At 63.8% G+C, this 17,150-nt stretch carries 20 protein-coding genes; 17 read left to right on the forward strand and 3 right to left on the reverse strand.

All coding sequences use genetic code 11. The features are described from left to right. Positions 1–92 precede the first annotated feature (92 nt). A complete protein-coding gene (locus VFE82_RS03445; RefSeq protein WP_324998841.1) occupies positions 93–578 on the forward strand; it encodes a thioesterase family protein in 486 nt (161 codons plus the stop codon). A gap of 2 nt (positions 579–580) precedes the next feature. Next, positions 581–1,342 (forward strand): type I 3-dehydroquinate dehydratase, encoded by a 762-nt coding sequence (gene aroD / locus VFE82_RS03450; RefSeq protein WP_324998842.1) that lies wholly within the window; start codon positions 581–583, stop codon positions 1,340–1,342. Here the strand turns inward: aroD and VFE82_RS03455 are convergent. Beyond that, positions 1,331–2,431, reverse strand: coding sequence for an AI-2E family transporter (locus VFE82_RS03455; RefSeq protein ID WP_324998843.1), 1,101 nt, complete (start codon positions 2,429–2,431; stop codon positions 1,331–1,333). The two genes, aroD and VFE82_RS03455, sit on opposite strands and share 12 nt — an antisense overlap. 96 nt (positions 2,432–2,527) lie before the next feature. Continuing rightward, positions 2,528–2,965 (reverse strand): acyl-CoA thioesterase, encoded by a 438-nt coding sequence (locus VFE82_RS03460; protein WP_324998844.1) that lies wholly within the window; start codon positions 2,963–2,965, stop codon positions 2,528–2,530. A 38-nt stretch (positions 2,966–3,003) separates the two neighbouring features. On the opposite strand from VFE82_RS03460, the gene VFE82_RS03465 reads away from it, so the two are divergent. Further along, the gene (locus VFE82_RS03465) at positions 3,004–4,956 is read left to right on the forward strand and encodes an ABC transporter ATP-binding protein/permease (RefSeq protein WP_324998845.1); all 1,953 of its coding nucleotides are present in this window, start codon (positions 3,004–3,006) and stop codon (positions 4,954–4,956) included. Here the strand turns inward: VFE82_RS03465 and VFE82_RS03470 are convergent. After that, positions 4,887–6,245 carry an integron integrase gene (locus tag VFE82_RS03470; RefSeq protein WP_324998846.1) on the reverse strand — a complete coding sequence of 453 codons (1,359 nt, stop codon included), beginning with the start codon at positions 6,243–6,245 and terminating at the stop codon, positions 4,887–4,889. The genes VFE82_RS03465 and VFE82_RS03470 overlap by 70 nt on opposite strands. A 289-nt stretch (positions 6,246–6,534) precedes the next feature. Between VFE82_RS03470 and VFE82_RS03475 the strand changes: the two genes are divergently transcribed. The 14 genes from VFE82_RS03475 to VFE82_RS03535 all read left to right on the forward strand — a co-directional run bounded on the left by VFE82_RS03475 (position 6,535) and on the right by VFE82_RS03535 (position 17,066). Beyond that, positions 6,535–7,497, forward strand: coding sequence for a putative phage abortive infection protein (locus tag VFE82_RS03475; protein ID WP_324998847.1), 963 nt, complete (start codon positions 6,535–6,537; stop codon positions 7,495–7,497). Positions 7,498–7,631: 134 nt separating this feature from the next. Further along, the gene (locus tag VFE82_RS03480; RefSeq protein ID WP_324998848.1) at positions 7,632–8,057 is read left to right on the forward strand and encodes a hypothetical protein; all 426 of its coding nucleotides are present in this window, start codon (positions 7,632–7,634) and stop codon (positions 8,055–8,057) included. Positions 8,058–8,151: 94 nt separating this feature from the next. Next, complete coding sequence (locus VFE82_RS03485; protein WP_324998849.1) at positions 8,152–8,460, forward strand: hypothetical protein; 309 nt, start codon at positions 8,152–8,154, stop codon at positions 8,458–8,460. Positions 8,461–8,523: 63 nt separating this feature from the next. After that, positions 8,524–8,907: a hypothetical protein gene (locus VFE82_RS03490; protein WP_324998850.1), complete on the forward strand. Its 384-nt coding sequence runs from the start codon at positions 8,524–8,526 to the stop codon at positions 8,905–8,907. 111 nt (positions 8,908–9,018) lie between these two features. Further along, positions 9,019–9,339 carry a membrane protein insertion efficiency factor YidD gene (gene yidD, locus VFE82_RS20015; protein WP_414708718.1) on the forward strand — a complete coding sequence of 107 codons (321 nt, stop codon included), beginning with the start codon at positions 9,019–9,021 and terminating at the stop codon, positions 9,337–9,339. A 742-nt stretch (positions 9,340–10,081) separates the two neighbouring features. Continuing rightward, positions 10,082–10,621, forward strand: a complete 540-nt coding sequence (locus VFE82_RS03495) for a hypothetical protein (RefSeq protein WP_324998851.1) — start codon at positions 10,082–10,084, stop codon at positions 10,619–10,621. A gap of 469 nt (positions 10,622–11,090) precedes the next feature. Beyond that, positions 11,091–11,540 carry a hypothetical protein gene (locus VFE82_RS03500; protein WP_324998852.1) on the forward strand — a complete coding sequence of 150 codons (450 nt, stop codon included), beginning with the start codon at positions 11,091–11,093 and terminating at the stop codon, positions 11,538–11,540. Between the two features lie 566 nt (positions 11,541–12,106). Continuing rightward, the gene (locus tag VFE82_RS03505) at positions 12,107–12,361 is read left to right on the forward strand and encodes a DUF6980 family protein (protein ID WP_324998854.1); all 255 of its coding nucleotides are present in this window, start codon (positions 12,107–12,109) and stop codon (positions 12,359–12,361) included. A 1,069-nt stretch (positions 12,362–13,430) separates the two neighbouring features. After that, positions 13,431–13,856, forward strand: coding sequence for a hypothetical protein (locus VFE82_RS03510; protein ID WP_324998855.1), 426 nt, complete (start codon positions 13,431–13,433; stop codon positions 13,854–13,856). Positions 13,857–14,105: 249 nt separating this feature from the next. Then, positions 14,106–14,693, forward strand: a complete 588-nt coding sequence (locus tag VFE82_RS03515; RefSeq protein ID WP_324998856.1) for a hypothetical protein — start codon at positions 14,106–14,108, stop codon at positions 14,691–14,693. A gap of 139 nt (positions 14,694–14,832) precedes the next feature. After that, on the forward strand, positions 14,833–15,213 hold the full coding sequence (locus VFE82_RS03520) for a hypothetical protein (protein ID WP_324998857.1): 381 nt from the start codon (positions 14,833–14,835) through the stop codon (positions 15,211–15,213). A gap of 440 nt (positions 15,214–15,653) precedes the next feature. Beyond that, a complete protein-coding gene (locus tag VFE82_RS03525) occupies positions 15,654–15,893 on the forward strand; it encodes a 2OG-Fe(II) oxygenase (protein ID WP_324999896.1) in 240 nt (79 codons plus the stop codon). Between the two features lie 113 nt (positions 15,894–16,006). Continuing rightward, complete coding sequence (locus VFE82_RS03530; RefSeq protein ID WP_324998858.1) at positions 16,007–16,402, forward strand: hypothetical protein; 396 nt, start codon at positions 16,007–16,009, stop codon at positions 16,400–16,402. Between the two features lie 148 nt (positions 16,403–16,550). After that, entirely contained in the window at positions 16,551–17,066 is a 516-nt protein-coding gene (locus VFE82_RS03535) for a hypothetical protein (RefSeq protein ID WP_324998859.1), read from the forward strand. Positions 17,067–17,150: the final 84 nt, after the last annotated feature.

Raw genomic sequence — 17,150 nt, forward strand, 5'->3', positions numbered from 1 at the left:
ACAGCGATCAGTTCCAGTATGAACGAGCCGGCAGCCCGGCAGGGCGCCTGGCGGTCGGAAGAGGGCGCCGCCGTCTGCGGGACAATGGCGGCATGAGCAAGAACCCGCCGGCCGCCCTGACCGAGTTAGAGCCCGACTTCGTGGCGGGCCTGAAGGCCATCTTCGAGCAACGCATCGTCTTCAACAGCGTGCTCGGGCTGACCATCGCCAGCCTGCGGCCCGACGGCGTGTCCGGCCGCATCGCCATGAAGCCGCAGCTGGTGGGCCACTACGCCTACAACCGGCTGCACGGCGGCGTCATCTCCGCCGGGCTGGACGCGATGGGCGGGCTGGCGTGCATGGCGGCGATCGGCGCGCGCCACCTGGACGAGCCGCCGGCCGACCGGCTGCAGCGCTTCGCCAAGCTCGGCACCATCGACCTGCGCGTGGACTACCTGCGCCCGGCCATGGGCGAGCAGTTCGAGCTGCGTGCCGAGGTCCTGCGGCTGGGCTCGCGCGTCGCCTCCACGCGGATGGAGTTCCTCGGCGCCGACGGCAAGTTGCTGAGCACCGGCTCGGCGGCCTACATCGTCTCGTGACCATGCGCCCGCTGCACGTCCACGGTCGTGCCCTGCCCATGCCCGCGGTGTGCATTCCGCTGGTGGCGCGCCAGGCGGACGCCCTGCGTGCCGAAGCGGCCGCGGCCGGCGCCCGCGGCCCGGACCTGCTGGAGTGGCGGGTCGACTTCTTCGACGGCATCGGCCGCACGGCCGAGGTCGTGGCACTTGCGGCCGAGCTGCGCCGCCTGTCCGGCCGCCTGCCCCTGCTGTTCACCCGCCGTTCGGTGCGCGAGGGCGGCCAGCCGATCCCGCTGGACGAGGCGCAGGTGCTCGCGCTGGTGCACGCCGTCGCCGCAGCCGGTGCCGCCGACCTGGTGGACATCGAGATGGCGAGCGACCCCGTGCACATCGCAGCCGCCCGCGACGCGTGCCGCGCGCAGGGGCTGGGGCTGGTGCTCTCGTTCCACGACTTCGACCGCACGCCGCCGGCCGCCGAGCTGCTGGAGCGGTTCCGCCTGGCCCACCGGCTGGGCGCCGACCTGGCCAAGGTGGCGGTGATGCCGCGCCGCAAGCGCGACGTGCTGGCCCTGCTGGAGGCCACGCTGCAGGCCAGCGAGGAGCTGCCGATCGCGGTGGCAGGGATGTCGATGGGCGCGCTGGGGGCGGTGTCGCGGCTGGCCGGTGGCGAATTCGGCTCGGCCCTGACCTTTGCCGTGGGGCAGGCGGCGTCGGCGCCCGGGCAGATGCCGGTGGACGGCTTGCGGGCCGCGCTGGCGGTGCTGCGCCGGGGCTCAGCCGGCTGAGTCGCGCTGGCTGCTGTGGCCCAGCTGCTGCCGGACTTCGGTCAGCAGCTTCCAGCAGACCAGGAACATGGCCGCGATCACCGGGCCGATGACGAAGCCGTTCAGCCCGAACAGGCTGATGCCGCCGACCGTGGCGACCAGCACCAGGTAGTCGGGCATGCGGGTGTCGCGGCCCACCAGCACCGGGCGCAGCACGTTGTCGACCAGCCCGATGACCAGCACGCCCCACACCGTCAGGCCGATGCCGCCGACCAGGTCGCCGGTGAAGAGCTTGTAGAGCGCGACCGGGCCCCACACCAGCGCCGCACCCACGGCCGGCAGCAGCGACAGCAGCGCCATCAAGGCGCCCCACAGCGCCGGCCCCGGCACGTCGAGCACCCAGAACGCCAACCCGCCCAGCGTGCCCTGGATCACGGCCACCACCACGTTGCCCTTCACCGTGGCCCGCACCACCGTGACGAACTGGCCGAGGAGCTTGCGCGTCTGCGCCGGCTGCAGCGGCACCGCGTCGGCGATGGTGTTGGACAGGGCGGTGCCGTCGCGCAGCAGGAAGAACAGCACGTACAGCATGATGAAGAACGACACCACGAAATCGAGCGTGAACTGGCCGATGCCCAGCAACCCGGTGGTGATGGCCTGGCCGCTGCGCTGCAGCACCTCGCTCGCGCGCTGCAGCAGGGCCGGCAGTTCGTCCAGGCCCAGGCGCTGCAGGATGCCGGTGGCCCACTGCGGCAGGGCGTGCATCATCCGCTGCAGGTATTCGGTGGGCTGGATCTCGCCGCCACGCACCTTTTCCACCAGCACCGAGGTCTGGTCGACCACCGAAGCGCTGACCAGGAACAGCGGCACGATCACGATGAGCACGATCGACATGACGGTCAGCAGCGCCGCCACCGACGGACGGCGCACGAGGCGGCGCGTGCGCAGGTGCATCGGCCAGAACACCAGTGCCAGGAACAGCGCCCAGAGCACGGCGCCGGCGAGCGGCCACAGCACCAGCAGGAAGGCGGCGCTGAACCCGACCACCAGCCACAGCAGGGTCTTGTGTTCGAGCGCCGGGGAGCGCAGCGGATCGGGCGGTTGGGTCATGCGCGCGAGATTAGCATCCGGTGCGTGTAGGCAGGTCCCCTGTCGTGATGCCGGGCGGCGTCCGCCGGGGCGCTGGTGCCCGCCGGACCCTGTGCCTCAGGTGTCCTGGCCGGTCGGGTTGTTGCGGATGGGGCGGGGCTTGCCCTGGTCGTCGATCGCGACGTACGTCAGCGAAGCTTCGGTCACCTTGACGAACTGGCCCTGCGCGCCGAAGCGCTCGGCGAACACCTCCACCTGCACCGTGATGGACGTGCGGCCGATGCGCGTGACCACCGCGTAGAACGACAGGATGTCGCCCACCCGCACCGGCTGCTTGAACACGAACTGGTTGACGGCCACCGTGGCCATGCGGCCGTTGACGTGGCGCGCCGGGATGACCGAGCCGGCCAGGTCGACCTGCGCCATGACCCAGCCGCCGAAGATGTCGCCGTTGCCGTTGGTGTCGGCGGGCATCGGGATCACCTTGAGCACCAGCTCCTTGTCGCTGGGCGGCTGCCGGGGGGCCAGGGGGCCGGAACTTGAACTCGTCGACATGGGCACAATCTCTCCTCGCTGATCCTGGATTGTCCCCGATGCGCCGAGCCGGCGAAGCCGCCCCCACCTCCCACGCCCCCCACAACACCGCCGCCCCGCAGCCCGCGCAGCGCGGCGCCGACTGGGCCACGCTCAAGCGCCTGCTGCCCTACCTGTGGGACTACAAGTGGCGTGTGCTCGCGGCCCTGGCGTTCATGGTGGCCGCCAAGGTCGCCAACGTCGGCGTGCCCATCCTGCTGAAGAACCTGGTGGACGCCATGAGCTTCAAGCCGGGCGCGGCCACCGCGGTGCTGGTCGTGCCGACCGGGCTGCTGCTGGCCTACGGCCTGCTGCGGCTGTCGACGTCGCTCTTCACGGAACTGCGGGAACTGGTGTTCGCCAAGGCCACACAGGGCGCGGCGCGCAGCATCGCGCTGCAGACCTTCGAGCACCTGCATGCCCTGTCGCTGCGCTTCCACCTGGAGCGGCAGACCGGCGGCATGACGCGCGACATCGAGCGCGGCGTGCGCGGCATCGAGTCGCTGATCTCGTACTCGCTCTACAGCATCGTCCCGACCCTGGTCGAGGTGGGGCTGGTGCTGGGCATCCTGGCGGTGAAGTTCGATGCCTGGTTCGCCTGGATCACGCTGGCCGCGCTGGCCGTCTACATCGCCTTCACCGTCACGGTGACCGAGTGGCGCACCAAGTTCCGCCGCGAGGCCAACGAGTACGACTCGGCCGCGCACACGCGCGCGATCGATTCGCTGCTCAATTACGAGACCGTCAAGTACTTCAACAACGAGCACTTCGAGGCACGGCGCTACGCCGACAGCCTGGAGCGGCTGCGCAAGGCGCGGCTGAAGGCGCAGACGACGCTGTCGATGCTCAACACCGGGCAGCAGCTGATCATCGCTGTCGGCCTGGTGGCCATGTTGTGGCGCGCCACGCTCGGCGTGGTGGACGGCCGCATGACGCTGGGCGACCTGGTGATGGTCAATGCGTTCATGATCCAGCTGTACATCCCGCTCAACTTCCTGGGCGTGCTGTACCGCGAGATCAAGCAGAACCTGACCGATCTGGACAAGATGTTCACGCTGATGGAGCGCGAGCGCGAGATCGCCGACAAGCCGGGCGCGCCGGTGCTGGCGATCCCGGGGCGCGCCGTTCCCGGGCCCACGGAAGCCGCGCCCGCGGCCGAGGCGCCCGTCGCCGCAATGCCCGTGAGGGACTGGACGGTGCGCTTCGAGCACGTGACCTTCGCCTACGAGGCCTCGCGGGTGATCCTGCGCGACGTGAGCTTCGAGATCCCCGCCGGCAGGACCGTGGCCGTGGTCGGGCCTTCCGGCTCGGGCAAGTCGACGCTCGCGCGCCTGCTGTACCGCTTCTACGACGTGGGCGTGCCGGGCGAGCCGGCCGTCCACGCGGGGCGCATCACCATCGGCGGGCTGGACATCCGCGACGTCGCGCAGGCCAGCGTGCGGCAGGCGATCGGCATCGTGCCGCAGGACACCGTGCTGTTCAACGACACCGTCGAATACAACATCGCGTACGGCCGGCCTGGTGCCAGCCGCGTCGAGGTGGAGGAGGCCGCCCGCGCGGCGCGCATCCACGGCTTCATCGCCTCGACGCCGCGCGGCTACCAGACGATGGTGGGCGAGCGCGGCCTGAAGCTCTCGGGCGGCGAGAAGCAGCGCGTGGCCATTGCGCGCACCCTGCTGAAGAACCCGCCCATCCTGATCTTCGACGAGGCGACCTCGGCCCTGGATTCAGCCAACGAACGGGCGATCCAGGCCGAGCTCAGGAGCGCGGCGCAGAACAAGACCACGCTGCTGATCGCGCACCGGCTGTCGACGGTGATCGATGCGCACGAGATCCTGGTGATGGACGCCGGCCGCATCGTCGAGCGCGGCACCCACCCGCAACTGCTGGCCCGGGGCGGCCGCTACGCGGACATGTGGGCGCTGCAACGCAGCGCCGAGCCCGAAGCCTTCGCCGACGTGGCGGCCAAGTGACCGGACCCATGCCCCAGCCGAACGACGCCAATCTGGCCGAGCATGTCACCTTCGACGACTTCCGCACCGGGCTGCCGGCCGGCCGCTTCCGCGTGATCGTCAACCCCAAGCTGGCGCGCCGCTTCGTGGCGCAGCGACTGATGCTGCTGGTGATCGTGATGCCCGTCATCGGCGCGGGGGCCGCGCTGGCGCTGACCGGCCGCACCTGGCTGGGCGGCGCCCTGGTGGTGGCCGGTGTGGTACTGAACCGCGGCGTGCTGTGGCAGGCCCCGCGCATCCTGCTGCACCTGGCCAGCACGAACGCGGGCGTGTACGAGCAGGTGACGCAGCAGGGTGTGATGGAAGTGCGGCGCGTCCAGGCCTAGGCGCCGGACGTGTTGGCGGGGCTGGCGGGGCGCGGCACAGTGGTCCGCTTGCTTTCGGTGTCCTGGCCGACCGGACTGGGCCCCAGCTGCCTGCCGTCCTAACCACTCGCGGCCGCACGGGCCGGCGGCGGCGACAGCCTTGCGCAGGGCGCGCTTGAGACGATCCTCGTACAAATGATGTCGCCGCTCGACCCCCGTGCGCGGGTCAACGGCCAGGGACGGCGAGGGGAAGATCCAGAACCAGCCCCAGCTCGCGCCCACGTGCGGGTACTTCGCCTCCAGCGCGTGCGGCACCGCGACGCCGCCGCGGCCGGCACCGCGGTCGCTCTCCCATTGCCGACGGGCGGCCAGCACCTGGGCGTGCAAGGTCACCGACAGACTGCGTGGAAGCATCACGACCCTGTCCTTGTTCCCCTTGGCTTCGCGCACCACGATGACGTGGCGGGCGAAATCCACGTCTTTCACGCGCAGGCGCAGTGCCTCCATCAGGCGCATGCCGGTGCCGTACAAGAGCCGCGCCACCAGCGCCATGTCGGTGGGCATCGCGGCCAGCAGCTGCGCCACTTCTTCACGCGTCAACACAGCGGGGATGCGACGCGAGTAGGCGGGGCGCCGCACCTCCTGCATCCAGGGCAACTGGATGGCCAGCACTTCCCGGTAGAGAAACAGCAGCGCGCTCAGCGCCTGGTTGTGGGTGGAGCTGGACACCTTTCGCTCGGCGGCCAACATCGACAGGAAGGCTTCCACTTCGCGGGCCCCCATGTCTGCCGGATGCTTCAAGCCATGCCAGCGGATGAAGAAACGAACCCAATGCAGGTACGCTTTTTCGGTGCTCAGGCTGTAGTGCAGATAGCGCGCGCGTTCTCGCACCTGGTCCAGCAGGCGGGGCTGCGGACGGCCTCCGTGCGGCGTGCTCGATTGCATCAGCGAAATATACTGTTCAAAACAACAGTTGTGCGCGCAGGACCAGCAATATTGGGGTGTTGCGCCAAGTCAACGTAGGCTGGACAAGTCATATCCGGCACCTTTATCGTGCAAAGGCCCGCGACGCAGTTCGGAGGCTGGTGCGTTAACGTGAGTGGGGGAGCGAATTGGAAATTCTTCAAGAGCCGCGAGGACCTACGAGCGGTTTCTCGACAGTTTTATCGTGCAGCGCAGTGCTTATCGGGCGCTGTGTGCTCGAGACATTACGTTAGATTGCACAGGAGGCCGAGTGGCGCACGACCGCAAAGAGAAATTCGGACTTCCCTACCGCGAGCAAAGTTGGCTGCGCGAGTACTGGGTCGAGATCCTGGTTCTAGTTCTCGGGCTCGCAGCCATCAACCTGGTCTTCATCGCTAAAGCGTTCCGCGCAACGGATACCCTCAACCCGACGAGCGCCGGTCAGCTCGGCGACTTCGTGGGTGGTTATGTGGGAACGTTCTTGGCCCTGGCTAGCGTCGTTCTGCTAAGCGCCACTCTGAGAAGCCAACGGAAGTCGGCACAAGTCTTGAACTTCGAGGGGAAGTACTTCGAGCTGCTACGTCTTCATCGCGACAACGTCGCCGAATTGGAGGTTCAGGGCGTGACCGGGCGGAAGTTATTTGTCGTGCTCGTTCGAGAGTACCGGTCTGCCACAGCAGTGGTGCGCCGGGCGGCCGTGACAACGCAGCAGAAACTAACGCCCGAACAAGTAGCGCACATAGCGTACTACTGTGTCTTCTACGGGACCGGGCCGAATTCCTCGCGCATGCTGCGCCTCTCATTGTCAGAGTACGACGAAAGCTTTGTAAATGCCTTTGCTGAAGAAATGGAGCGCAGCGATACCAAGGACACAGTTCAAGCAGAGAAGAAGCTTGCCTATGTACCGTTTGAAGGACATCAATCTCGGTTGGGCCACTATTACCGGCACTTGTATCAGGCCATCCGCTACGTCGACGAGCAGAAGCTGTCGATCGATAAGTACCAGTACGTGAAGACCATTCGCGCGCAACTCTCAAATCACGAGCAGGCGTTGCTCCTTCTCAATTCTCTGACGCCAGTCGGTGAAAACTGGTGGAAGAATGGATATATGCTGAGGTACCGCCTTGTTCAGAACATTCCCAGAGACTTCTTCGACCCAGAGACTGAACTCGACCTGTCGACGCTGTTTCCTGTCGGCTACTTTGAGTGGGAGGAGAAGCGCGATGCAATCTAACAGGTCGTTCGACGCGGACATGCACCGGCAAGGCGCCGCAAGCCGTGCGCGAGAGCATGCGTCTTGCGGCGCCTTGCCGGTGCGTGCCGGTGCGTGCCGGTGCGTGCCGGTCAACTCCGACGTTAGACATCAGAATGAGCGCGGTGCCGATCACAGGCCTTCTTCCGAGCCATTTGTGGTGGCTGATAGTTGTCTACTTCTTGGCCAGCCTGGCGCACTTCTCGCACAACGCCGAGTACATCGCGCTGTATCCGAACATGCCCGCTTGGCTTAGCCGAGAGGACGTGTACCTCGCTTGGACGGCGATCACGTCCTTCGCGATCGCGGGCGGGCTGATGTTGGCGCGCGGGTGGCGGGTTGCCGCTGGTGTGGCCCTTGGCGCTTATGGCGCTTCGGGTCTGGCTGGGCTGGCGCACTACACGTTGGCCTTGTGCTCGGAGCACACCTTCCTTATGAACCTGACGATCTGGTTCGAAGCCGTCGCAGGAGTTGCGTTGGCCGTCGCGGCCTTTCGACATGTCGCAGTGACTGGACTAGCTAAGAAGCGCGCTGATGTCTAACATGGCAGTCGACGCGGACGTCCTAACGGCTGGCTTTCGCCAGCCTACTGTCCGCCGGTCACTTCTACGTTAGAACTCATCGCGAGGAGCGCCTGTGAAACCAACGCTGTCCCAGAACTGTCCTCTTTGTGGCGCCGGCGCGGTGTTCTACTTTGTGGACTACGAAGAGCGGAAGTACTTCAAATGCCCTCACTGCGGCAAGTTCTTGGTTACTCGGAGAGCCGAGCCAAAGCTAGCCGAGGCGCCGGCGGGCTGGCGCGAGCGGTTCTCCGAACTGGCAAAGAACCCCGAAGAGGGCTATGTGTTGGATATTTCTGTCTTGCCGCCCGCGGCAGACGGCTCAGAGCGAACGAGCGAGGAACTCACGCCTGAGTACCTGCGCAAGTCAGACCTTTCACTCTGAGCCTATGAGTCCTAACAGACCGGTCGACTCGGACACGTTGCGGCAAGCCGCCGCGAGGCGCCGTTGGATATCCTGCACCTCGCGGCGCCTTGCCGCAACGTGCCGGTCACCTTTACGTTATATGGCATGAACTCCCGTCGCGTACACCAGTTCATGCGCGAGCACTTCCCAGCCTTGGAAGTCGCGGGAAAAGCCTGGAAGAATGTGGCGGACACCGATGGCCCGCGCGTGTCGGAGATCTCGGCGCTCTTGGCCGAGTACATTGGATCTGCCGAGACCATGGTGGAAGTGCACCGAAAGCTGGGAAGTGAACTTCCGACAGTGGAAGCGGCCTCGTTTATCGCCAGCCACATCGGAGAAGGGCAGATTCGTGCGACCAATCGAGAGTGTTCCGGATTCGTTGTCGTCGCCATCAACGGCGTGGCGTGCGGCTGGCATGCCACATAACAGGTCGGTCGAGACCGACACACAACGGCAAGGCGCCGCGAAGCGTGTCGATGATCGTACGCCTCGCGGCGCCTTGCCGTTGTGTGCGGCTCACCTCCAACGTTAGACCGCATGTTTCGGGCAACTGCTATCGCCGCGATCGGCACGTACCAGCGCTACGTGTCCCCGCACAAAGGCTTCTGTTGCGCGTATCGGGCGCACACTGGTCGCGTCGCTTGCTCTGAGTTTGGGCGCCGTGCAATATCGCGTCACGGTCTGAGGGCTGGCCTGGCGTTGCTCCGCGGTCGTTTTCGAGAATGCGCCGCTGCGGCACTGGCTCTTGCGGCCGCCAAGCCCAACGAAGGGGAGAAGAATGAAGCATGTCCTCTCGCATCGAAGCGGGGTCGCAATTGCCTCGAGGAAGGCTGCGCCGGTGCCTGCCCGTGGCCGTGAGCTGCGGTCTAACAGGTCGGTCGACTCGGACACGTTGCAGCAATGCGCCGCGAGGCGCCTTTGGATATCCTGCACCTCGCGGCGCATTGCCGCAACGTGCCGGTCACCTTCACGTTAGAGCGCATCGACAGCCCGAGCCCTTGCATCACCAGAAATGAAATTCCTTCTAGTCCTTGCCGTCGTCTTTTCCGGGATGTTCTACTTGTTCGGATGGGACGAGAAGGCGCGTGTGCAAAACCTTCAGTCAATCGCCAGCTCACCGGGCTTCGCGCCGGCCAGAGTGGATGGCGTTACCAAGGTTGGAAAGAAGAGCGACTCTTACCAGGTTCGCTTCAAGTACGAGGTGAACGGCGTCACCTACGAAACGAGGAGTACCTCCACGGATCAAGAAGGTGCTCGTTGGTACACCTCCCAACCCAACCTGGAAGTCGCTTATGACAGAAGAAACCCGTCCGTCGCAAGCCTGAAGCGGTACTATGACCTCCGCGATAAGCAGGAGACTGTGGGCCGAGCACTCCTTTTGGGCGGGATCCTTTCGCTCTTGTTGGCTTCACCCATTTCCCTTGGAATAGCTTGGCGAATGGGGTGGCTTCGTCGGAAGCACTAGAGGACTGTGCAAGATGCGCCCTAACAGGTCGTTCGACACGGACACGCGCCGGCAGGGCGCCGCAAGGCCCGCGGGTGATCGTAGGCCTTGCGGCGCCCTGCCGGCGCGTGCCGGTCAACTCCGACGTTAGGCCGCATGGGTCTCGTGCAGTTGTCACAGCCGCGTAGCCTCGCCACTCCTGTAATCGGAATTGGCGCTGCGGCCCTCTTTGCTGCCGGAATGCTCGCAGTGGCGTGGCCCGTAGTGTCAGTTGCGACCGCACTCGCGGCATTGGCGGGGTGGACGACCCTGGTAGCTCTGATGTTTATCGCTGGGCGCTCGAGACAGGTCTATTTGGACTCGGACAGCCGGCGGATCATCATTGAGTGGCGCAACATTCTTCTTGCCAAGCGACGTAAAGAGTTTCTGTTAGACCGCTTTGGCTCGGTTCTCTCGTACTACGCAATCAGCAAGAGTCACGACAACTGGGTTTGTCTGATGGAGCACGCCGGCAAGCGCGGTGTGCACATTGCTTCTTACGATTTCACAAGGAATCCTAGATCGTTCTGGGATCTCGCTCCGCCAGTGGTCGAGTCGGAAGGTGCCCGGGAATTGCGGACCCAGTTATCCTCTTCACTCGGCTTGCGAGATGACGGGTTCGTGCCTGCACGCTGGCCGGTGAAAGAGAGCGAATGAAGAAGCGGCCTAACAGGTCGTTCGACACGGACACGCACCGGCATTGCGCCGCAAGCCGTGCTGGTGAGCTTACGTCTCGCGGCGCAATGCCGCTGCGTGCCGGTCAACTCCGACGTTAGACCTCACGTGAACCGAGCGCAGTTCGTGGTGGTGTTCCTCGTATCAGCGCTTGTGGCATTGCTGCCGTTGGCGTTAGTGGCTTGGATGACATCGGGTACGTGGTCACCGGTCCGAGTGCGCCTGCAAGAGCTGGTGCTCGTGTTCCCGATGGTAATAGGAGCGAAAGTGGGACTTGGGCGCGTGCCGGGACTGGTTCTAAGCTTCCTCACCTACTGGATGTTTGCCCTTGCAGTTTTGGCGTGGTACATCAGGGCAACGGGTCTTGAGAGTCGGCGCTCTAGGGGGCAGAAGTGCGGTCTAACAGAACGGTCGACTCGGACACGTTGCGGCGAGGCGCCGCGAGGCGCCGGTGGATATCCTGCACCTCGCGGCGCCTTGCCGCTACGTGCCGGTCACCTTCGCGTTAGATCTCACCATGCGCCCTATGCTTAGCTCCAAGTACATGATCGTTGCTGCGTGCTGCTTCCTTGCGCTCGCCGCACAGGCACAGTCGTCCCAGGCGGCTCTGGACTGCAGCATTGGGCCGGCGAATCGCTCGTACGGCGGGGTGCCGTGGCTGGTATACGCCTGCTCGGACAATGCCACCGTTGTTCTCGTCTCGGCGCCTGGTAGTCCGGCGGCCCCGTTCTACTTCACTTTCTTCCGAAAAAATGGCCGCTATAGCCTTGGAGGCGAAGGAACAGGGGCTCGCTCCGTCACTGATCGTGCCTATTCAGATCTGTCTGCACTGAGCGAGCCGGAAGTGAAGGGCCTGCTTGCCTCAGCAAAGGCCGCGGCCACTTCGAAGGTGGGGAAGTGAGATCTAACAGAACGGTCGACGCCGACACCTGGCAGCAAGGCGCCGCGAGGCGCGGTTGGATATCCTGCACCTCGCGGCGCCTTACTGCCAGGTGCGGGTCACCTTCACGTTAGGCAGCTCTATGGACATCGTCGAACCCAGCTACGTGCAGTTGAGGTACCCGCCAAACTTCGTTTTCGCTGAGCATGCTTCGTACCCAGACGGACGACCCTACACCGGGACGGTACGCGTGACTTTCGATGTTGGTGACTGGGAGGGTTCGTTCAAAGACGGCATCCGCCATGGATGGTTTTCAGTCAACTGGGGCGACAGAGTATCTCGGCGCTTTCGCTACGAGCACGGCGTCGAGGTGAAGCCTGCTATCGCAGATGAAAGCGGCGCTCGGGGCGATGCCTAACTTGTCGGTCGACACGGACACGTTGCGGCAAGGCGCCGCGAGGTGTCGTCGGATATCCTGCACCTCGCGGCGCCTTGCCGCAACGTGCCGGTCACCTTTATGTTAGACCGCATGAATAAGCACTGTTGCGACGCGATGCGCAGCCGATTGGAGTTCACCTGCGAGCACCATGCCTCACCTTTCGACTGCCCCGACGCCCTGGTGGGCCTATTCGCCGAAGTTCAACGAGTACGGCCTCATCGTCCACGATGGCGGATCCAGCGCAATCGCCATCGCTTTCTGTCCGTGGTGCGGCACCAAGCTTCCGGCATCTTTGCGCGAGCGATGGTTCGAAGAGCTGGAGGCTCAGGGCTTCGACGATCCTTCGGATCAGGGCATTCCGGGGAGGTACAAGACCGATGCGTGGTGGCGTCATGCGGTCTAACAGGTCGGTCGACACGGACACGCACCGGCAGCGCGCCGCGAAGCGCGTGGGTGATCATGCACCTCGCGGCGCGCTGCCGATGCGTGCCGGTCACCTCCAACGCTAGATTGCATGGAAGACACGCTTCTTTCAGCCGTCGCGCCGAAGCTGGCGCAGGAGCTCGCTCGTGGGCTGTCAGATGCCGGTCACCCCGACCTGGCTGCACAGGTTCCGCTGCTCGGGTTCCGAAACTGGTCGTACGATCCAGACGTAGACGCTCTGACGATCCAGCTTTTTCCTCCCGATGAATTGAACGTGGTGGAGGAAAACATCATCGGGCAGCGCTACGGCGGGTCCGTTTCTCTGCCCCTTTCCGGCAATGTCGCAGTCGACCTGGACAACTTCGGGGCCGCATCTGTGCAGCGGAAATTTTCGGGCGTGAGGATTTCGTCCAGGAGGTCCGGTCGCATGCGATCTAACAGAACGGTCGGCTCGGACACGTTGCGGCAAGGGGCCGCACAGTGCTGTTGGATATCCTGCACCGTGCGGCCCCTTGCCGCAACGTGCCGGTCACCTTCACGTTAGACGTCATGAATAGGCGCCGCGCGATCTCGATGCACTTGGCAATCCCGGCCGCTCTTGCCGTATGGGCACTTGGGTCGTCGCTCCAGCGGGAGCCGCTTAGCCTTGAGTTGGTTGCCGTGCAATTGATCGGCTCAGGCCTTTTCTTCGCCGCGCCTCACCTGCTTTGGCTTGCTGTTGCCCCGGGGCTTCGTTTGAGGGAAGCGTCTTGGCATGCCGGCTTCGTCGCCTGTTCGCTCGCCTTGGTCTTCGTAGCAATGTCACCGCTCCTGGGGCGGGGCGATCCTTCAGGCCTGCCGTATCACTGGCTTGTGTACTGGCCGCTGGCAATCGTGGGGCAAGTCACGGTAGCCTTGGCGAGCGTTGTTCGTAGGCGAGCGCCATGACGTCTAACTTGTCGGTCGACTCGGATACGTTGCGGCAAGGGGCCGCACGGCGCCGTGGGAATTCGTTCACCGTGCGGCCCCTTGCCGCAACGTGCCGGTCACCTTCACGTTAGGGCGCACGAATGAGCTACCGATACGAGCCCCCCACCTTTGGTGATGTGGTCGCGATTCTGGAGGACGCCGTCGTTCGCCCGGATGTGCTCGCACGGCTTCAGCGCCAATTCGTTCCAGGATTATGGTGGTCAGTGGATAGAAGCTCCCGTTCCTACGTTCTTCCGATGGACGGGCAGCTTGAGTTCGAAGGGAGCGGCTACCTTCTCTATTTCCGTGGGGAGTTCTTCGAGTTCAAAGTGGAACCGTTCGGAGCTCGCGTAGCTTTCTACCAACCGCCACAGCCGGTTCACTCTACGGTTGCTGAAGTGCAGGCCGCGTTCGCTCAAGAAATCGCGGTTTATGCGCGCGGTGCGCCCGCTTCCTTGGAGCCCTTGAACGAGCAGTCACCGATATTCGTTGGCACATACGAAGAGCTGTGGAAGAGGCGCGCGTGAGCTAACAAGTCGGTCGAGGCGGACACGCAACTGCAGGGCGCCGCGAAGCTCGCAAGAAATGAAAGGCCGCGCGGCGCCCTGCAGTTGCGTGCCGCTCACCTCCAACGTTAGGCAGCATGCAGCGCCGCTGCGGCAACCCGTATTTGTGGGAGACGCGAGGGAGCTTCCCGCATTAGACGCGGTGCAGCCTTCGGCTATCGTCTGCGCAGGGCGCATCAAGCGTCCTTTCCCTGCTCGAAAGGAGGAGCAATGTCGATGCCCGTTCGCCGCCGCTTCCTAGTGCTGCTCAGTGTTCTGTCTCTTACAGCGTGCGCAACCAACCAGTTCACGGGGACCCAAGTTGCATCGTCTGGGGTAAGCCTGAAGAACGCGAGGCTGCAGGTCTACTCGTTCCTCGATATCAGAGACGTAGAGTTTGGTCCACAAATGCTCAATGAGGTGGACCGCCAACTCGCTGCTGCGCTATCAGCTGAGTCAGTTCAAGTTCGAACTCTGAGGTTCAAGGAGAGTGAACCAGGGAAATACTTTTCCAGCACCAACGCAGGCGTCCGGGTACCGGTCGGCGAGACCATTTCTAGCAACCGAGTGGAGGAGCGAGAGTTTCCGGCGGACCTTCGACTCATTGTGTTTCCAAGCAAGATGACGCTTTCCGGTGCATGGAAGTTCTATGACGTCAGATGGGAGCTACAAGACGTCAACACCGGCAGAATTGTTTGGACGACAACCTCGCACGGTAAGCACCTGAATGCTTGGAAGAACGACGAGAACCCGGAGGAAAGGGCCAAGACAATCGTGGATGGGATCATGAACGAGTTCCGGGGCAGCAAAGCTCTATGAGCACTCGGAGCCATGCTGCCTAACAGGTCGTTCGACGCGGACACGCACCGGCAAGGCGCCGCACGCCGTGCGCGGGAGCATACGTCTTGCGGCGCCTTGCCGGTGCGCGCCGGTCAACTCCGACGTTAGCCCTCACGGCATGCGCATCTTCTATTCCGAGGACGGGGACCCGATGCTGCTTGACCGCAAGGTCGGCCTTCATGCGCTCGCTCTCGAACTCCGCGCCTTTCTGGATGGCCCCCTCCGTTCTGCCAAATTCAATGCCGAATTGACTGGAGACCCTGCGCCGTACTCAGAGTTCTTGCCCGGACTGCGTGTGCACAAAGCGATGAGCGGTCCACTTGCTTTGGAGATCATGGGTGAGCGTTGGCTTGAGCTGACGGCCATGCCTGAGGACCTGGAGAGGCTGTATTCGAAGCTTGCTGGTGCGGGTGACACTGGGCACACTCACTTCCATGCGGGGCCGCTCTCACTCATTCTCGAAGCGGACGACTCGTGGCCAGGGTTCGATGAGGGCTAACAGGTCGTTCGACACGGACACGCAGCGGCATTGCGCCGCGAGGCGTGCTGGTGAGCCTACGCCTCACGGCGCAATGCCGGTGCACGCCGGTCAACTCCGACGTTAGGCGCCTGGAACAGCCGACCAGCATGAAACTTGTATCGCACTCAGACCGTGTGTTTGGCATTCCTGCGTTCTTGAATGCTGGGGAGTGCCTGGAGCTCGTAAGGCTTGCTGAAGCTGTCGGCTTCAGTTCTGCCAGCGTACGGACCGCCGCAGGCCAGATGGCAATGCCTGCGATTCGTAACAACGATCGCGCCATGTTCGAGAACCCTGATTGGGTGGATACCTTGTGGAAGAGGCTCTCCACCGCCGGATTGCCCGAGCTTGACGGCGAGCGTCCTGTCGGCTTGCCAAAGGACCTCCGCTTCTACAAGTACTCGCGTGGCCAGCGCTTCAAGATGCACAAGGACGGTCCATGGACCGAGCGTGGGTGCGTCAGTCGGCTTACCTTCCTGGTCTATCTCAATGAAGCGTTCGTCGGGGGCGAAACGGACTTCCGGCAGTTCAAGGTTCTTCCAAAGACGGGGGCCGCGCTTCTGTTCGTACATGACACCTGGCATGAAGGTGCAGCTGTAACCGATGGGATCAAGTATGTCCTCCGCTCCGATGTACTCTATGGTCGCGAGCCAGGTGCCTAACAGGTCGTTCGACACGGACACGCTGCGGCGAGGCGCGGCGAGCCGTGCAGGTGAGCGTACGTCTCGCCGCGCCTCGCCGCAGCGCGCCGGTCAACTCCGACATTAGACCGCAGATGAAACGCTCTGTCGCGCTCACCCTTTCAGTCACCGCCGCGATCGTGGCTTGCTTTGGTTCCTATAGGCTGGGCTTTTATGTCGGAGCAGCTCATGCCAAGGAAGCGTTCGGGCCTGTCCTAGCGTCCGTGCAAGCTGACCTCGGTTTAAACAAGCTCCAGCGGCTGCTTCAATTGGAGGCCGAACTGGCCCGCGGATGCTCCAAGGAAACGCTTGCGAAGATACGCTTTGACATCGACTCGCAGCTATACGTGCTCTCATCCCTTTACCGAGAGCACAAGGGCACCTGGGTAGTCGATGAACTTGCCAAGCGAGATCCGGCGCTGCCCTCGCAGCTTGAAGGCTTCAAGAGTCAGCATGGGAATTCTTGGAAGGAGCCGAAATGCGCCGCCTAGCGTTCTTGCGGTCTAACAGGTCGTTCGACGTGGACACGCAGCGGCATTGCGCCGCGAGACGTATGCTCCCGCGCGCGGCTCGCGGCGCAATGCCGCTGCGTGCCGGTCAACTCCGACGTTATACGTCATAGATCCTATGCGTTGCTCAATGACTGGCCGCGAATACCCCGAGTTCTCCGATGGCGTTTGGGACGACGGAGAGTGGCTTAGCTGGGACTGGATCAACGAGCAGATCTACCGGCAAGAGCTTGCGCAGAAGTACCCCGAGGCTGATCCGGAAGTCATAGAGGTTTTCGAACGCCTGGTGGAAGTGGCCCTTGACTACAAGATGGTCACGGGGAAGTACCTCCAGATATGGGGCGAGCTCGGGGAGCTGTACGCCGAGGTGAAGTTCGGCCTGAAACGGCACCGTGCGCATACTCAAGGTTCGGACGGAACGCTCGGGAACGACTTCGTCGAGGTGAAGACTATCTCCCCTGAGAAGACGGCACCGAAGGTGCACGTGAAGAGGGCGGGCAATTTCAGCAAGCTCCTCGTGGTGAGGATCTCCGAAGACTTCAGCTTCGACGCGAAAATGATCGACCGCCGCGACCTTGGTAAGGGCAAGGGAAAACTGGCGCGAGTGTCGTGGGCCAAAGGTGGAGATGCGGGTGCTGACGTATAACAGCTCGTTCGACGCGGACACGCACTGGCAAGGCGCCGCGAGCCGTGCGCGGGAGCATACGTCTCGCGGCGCCTTGCCGGTGCG

This window comes from Ramlibacter sp., assembly GCF_035655895.1.
Lineage (GTDB): Bacteria > Pseudomonadota > Gammaproteobacteria > Burkholderiales > Burkholderiaceae_C > Ramlibacter.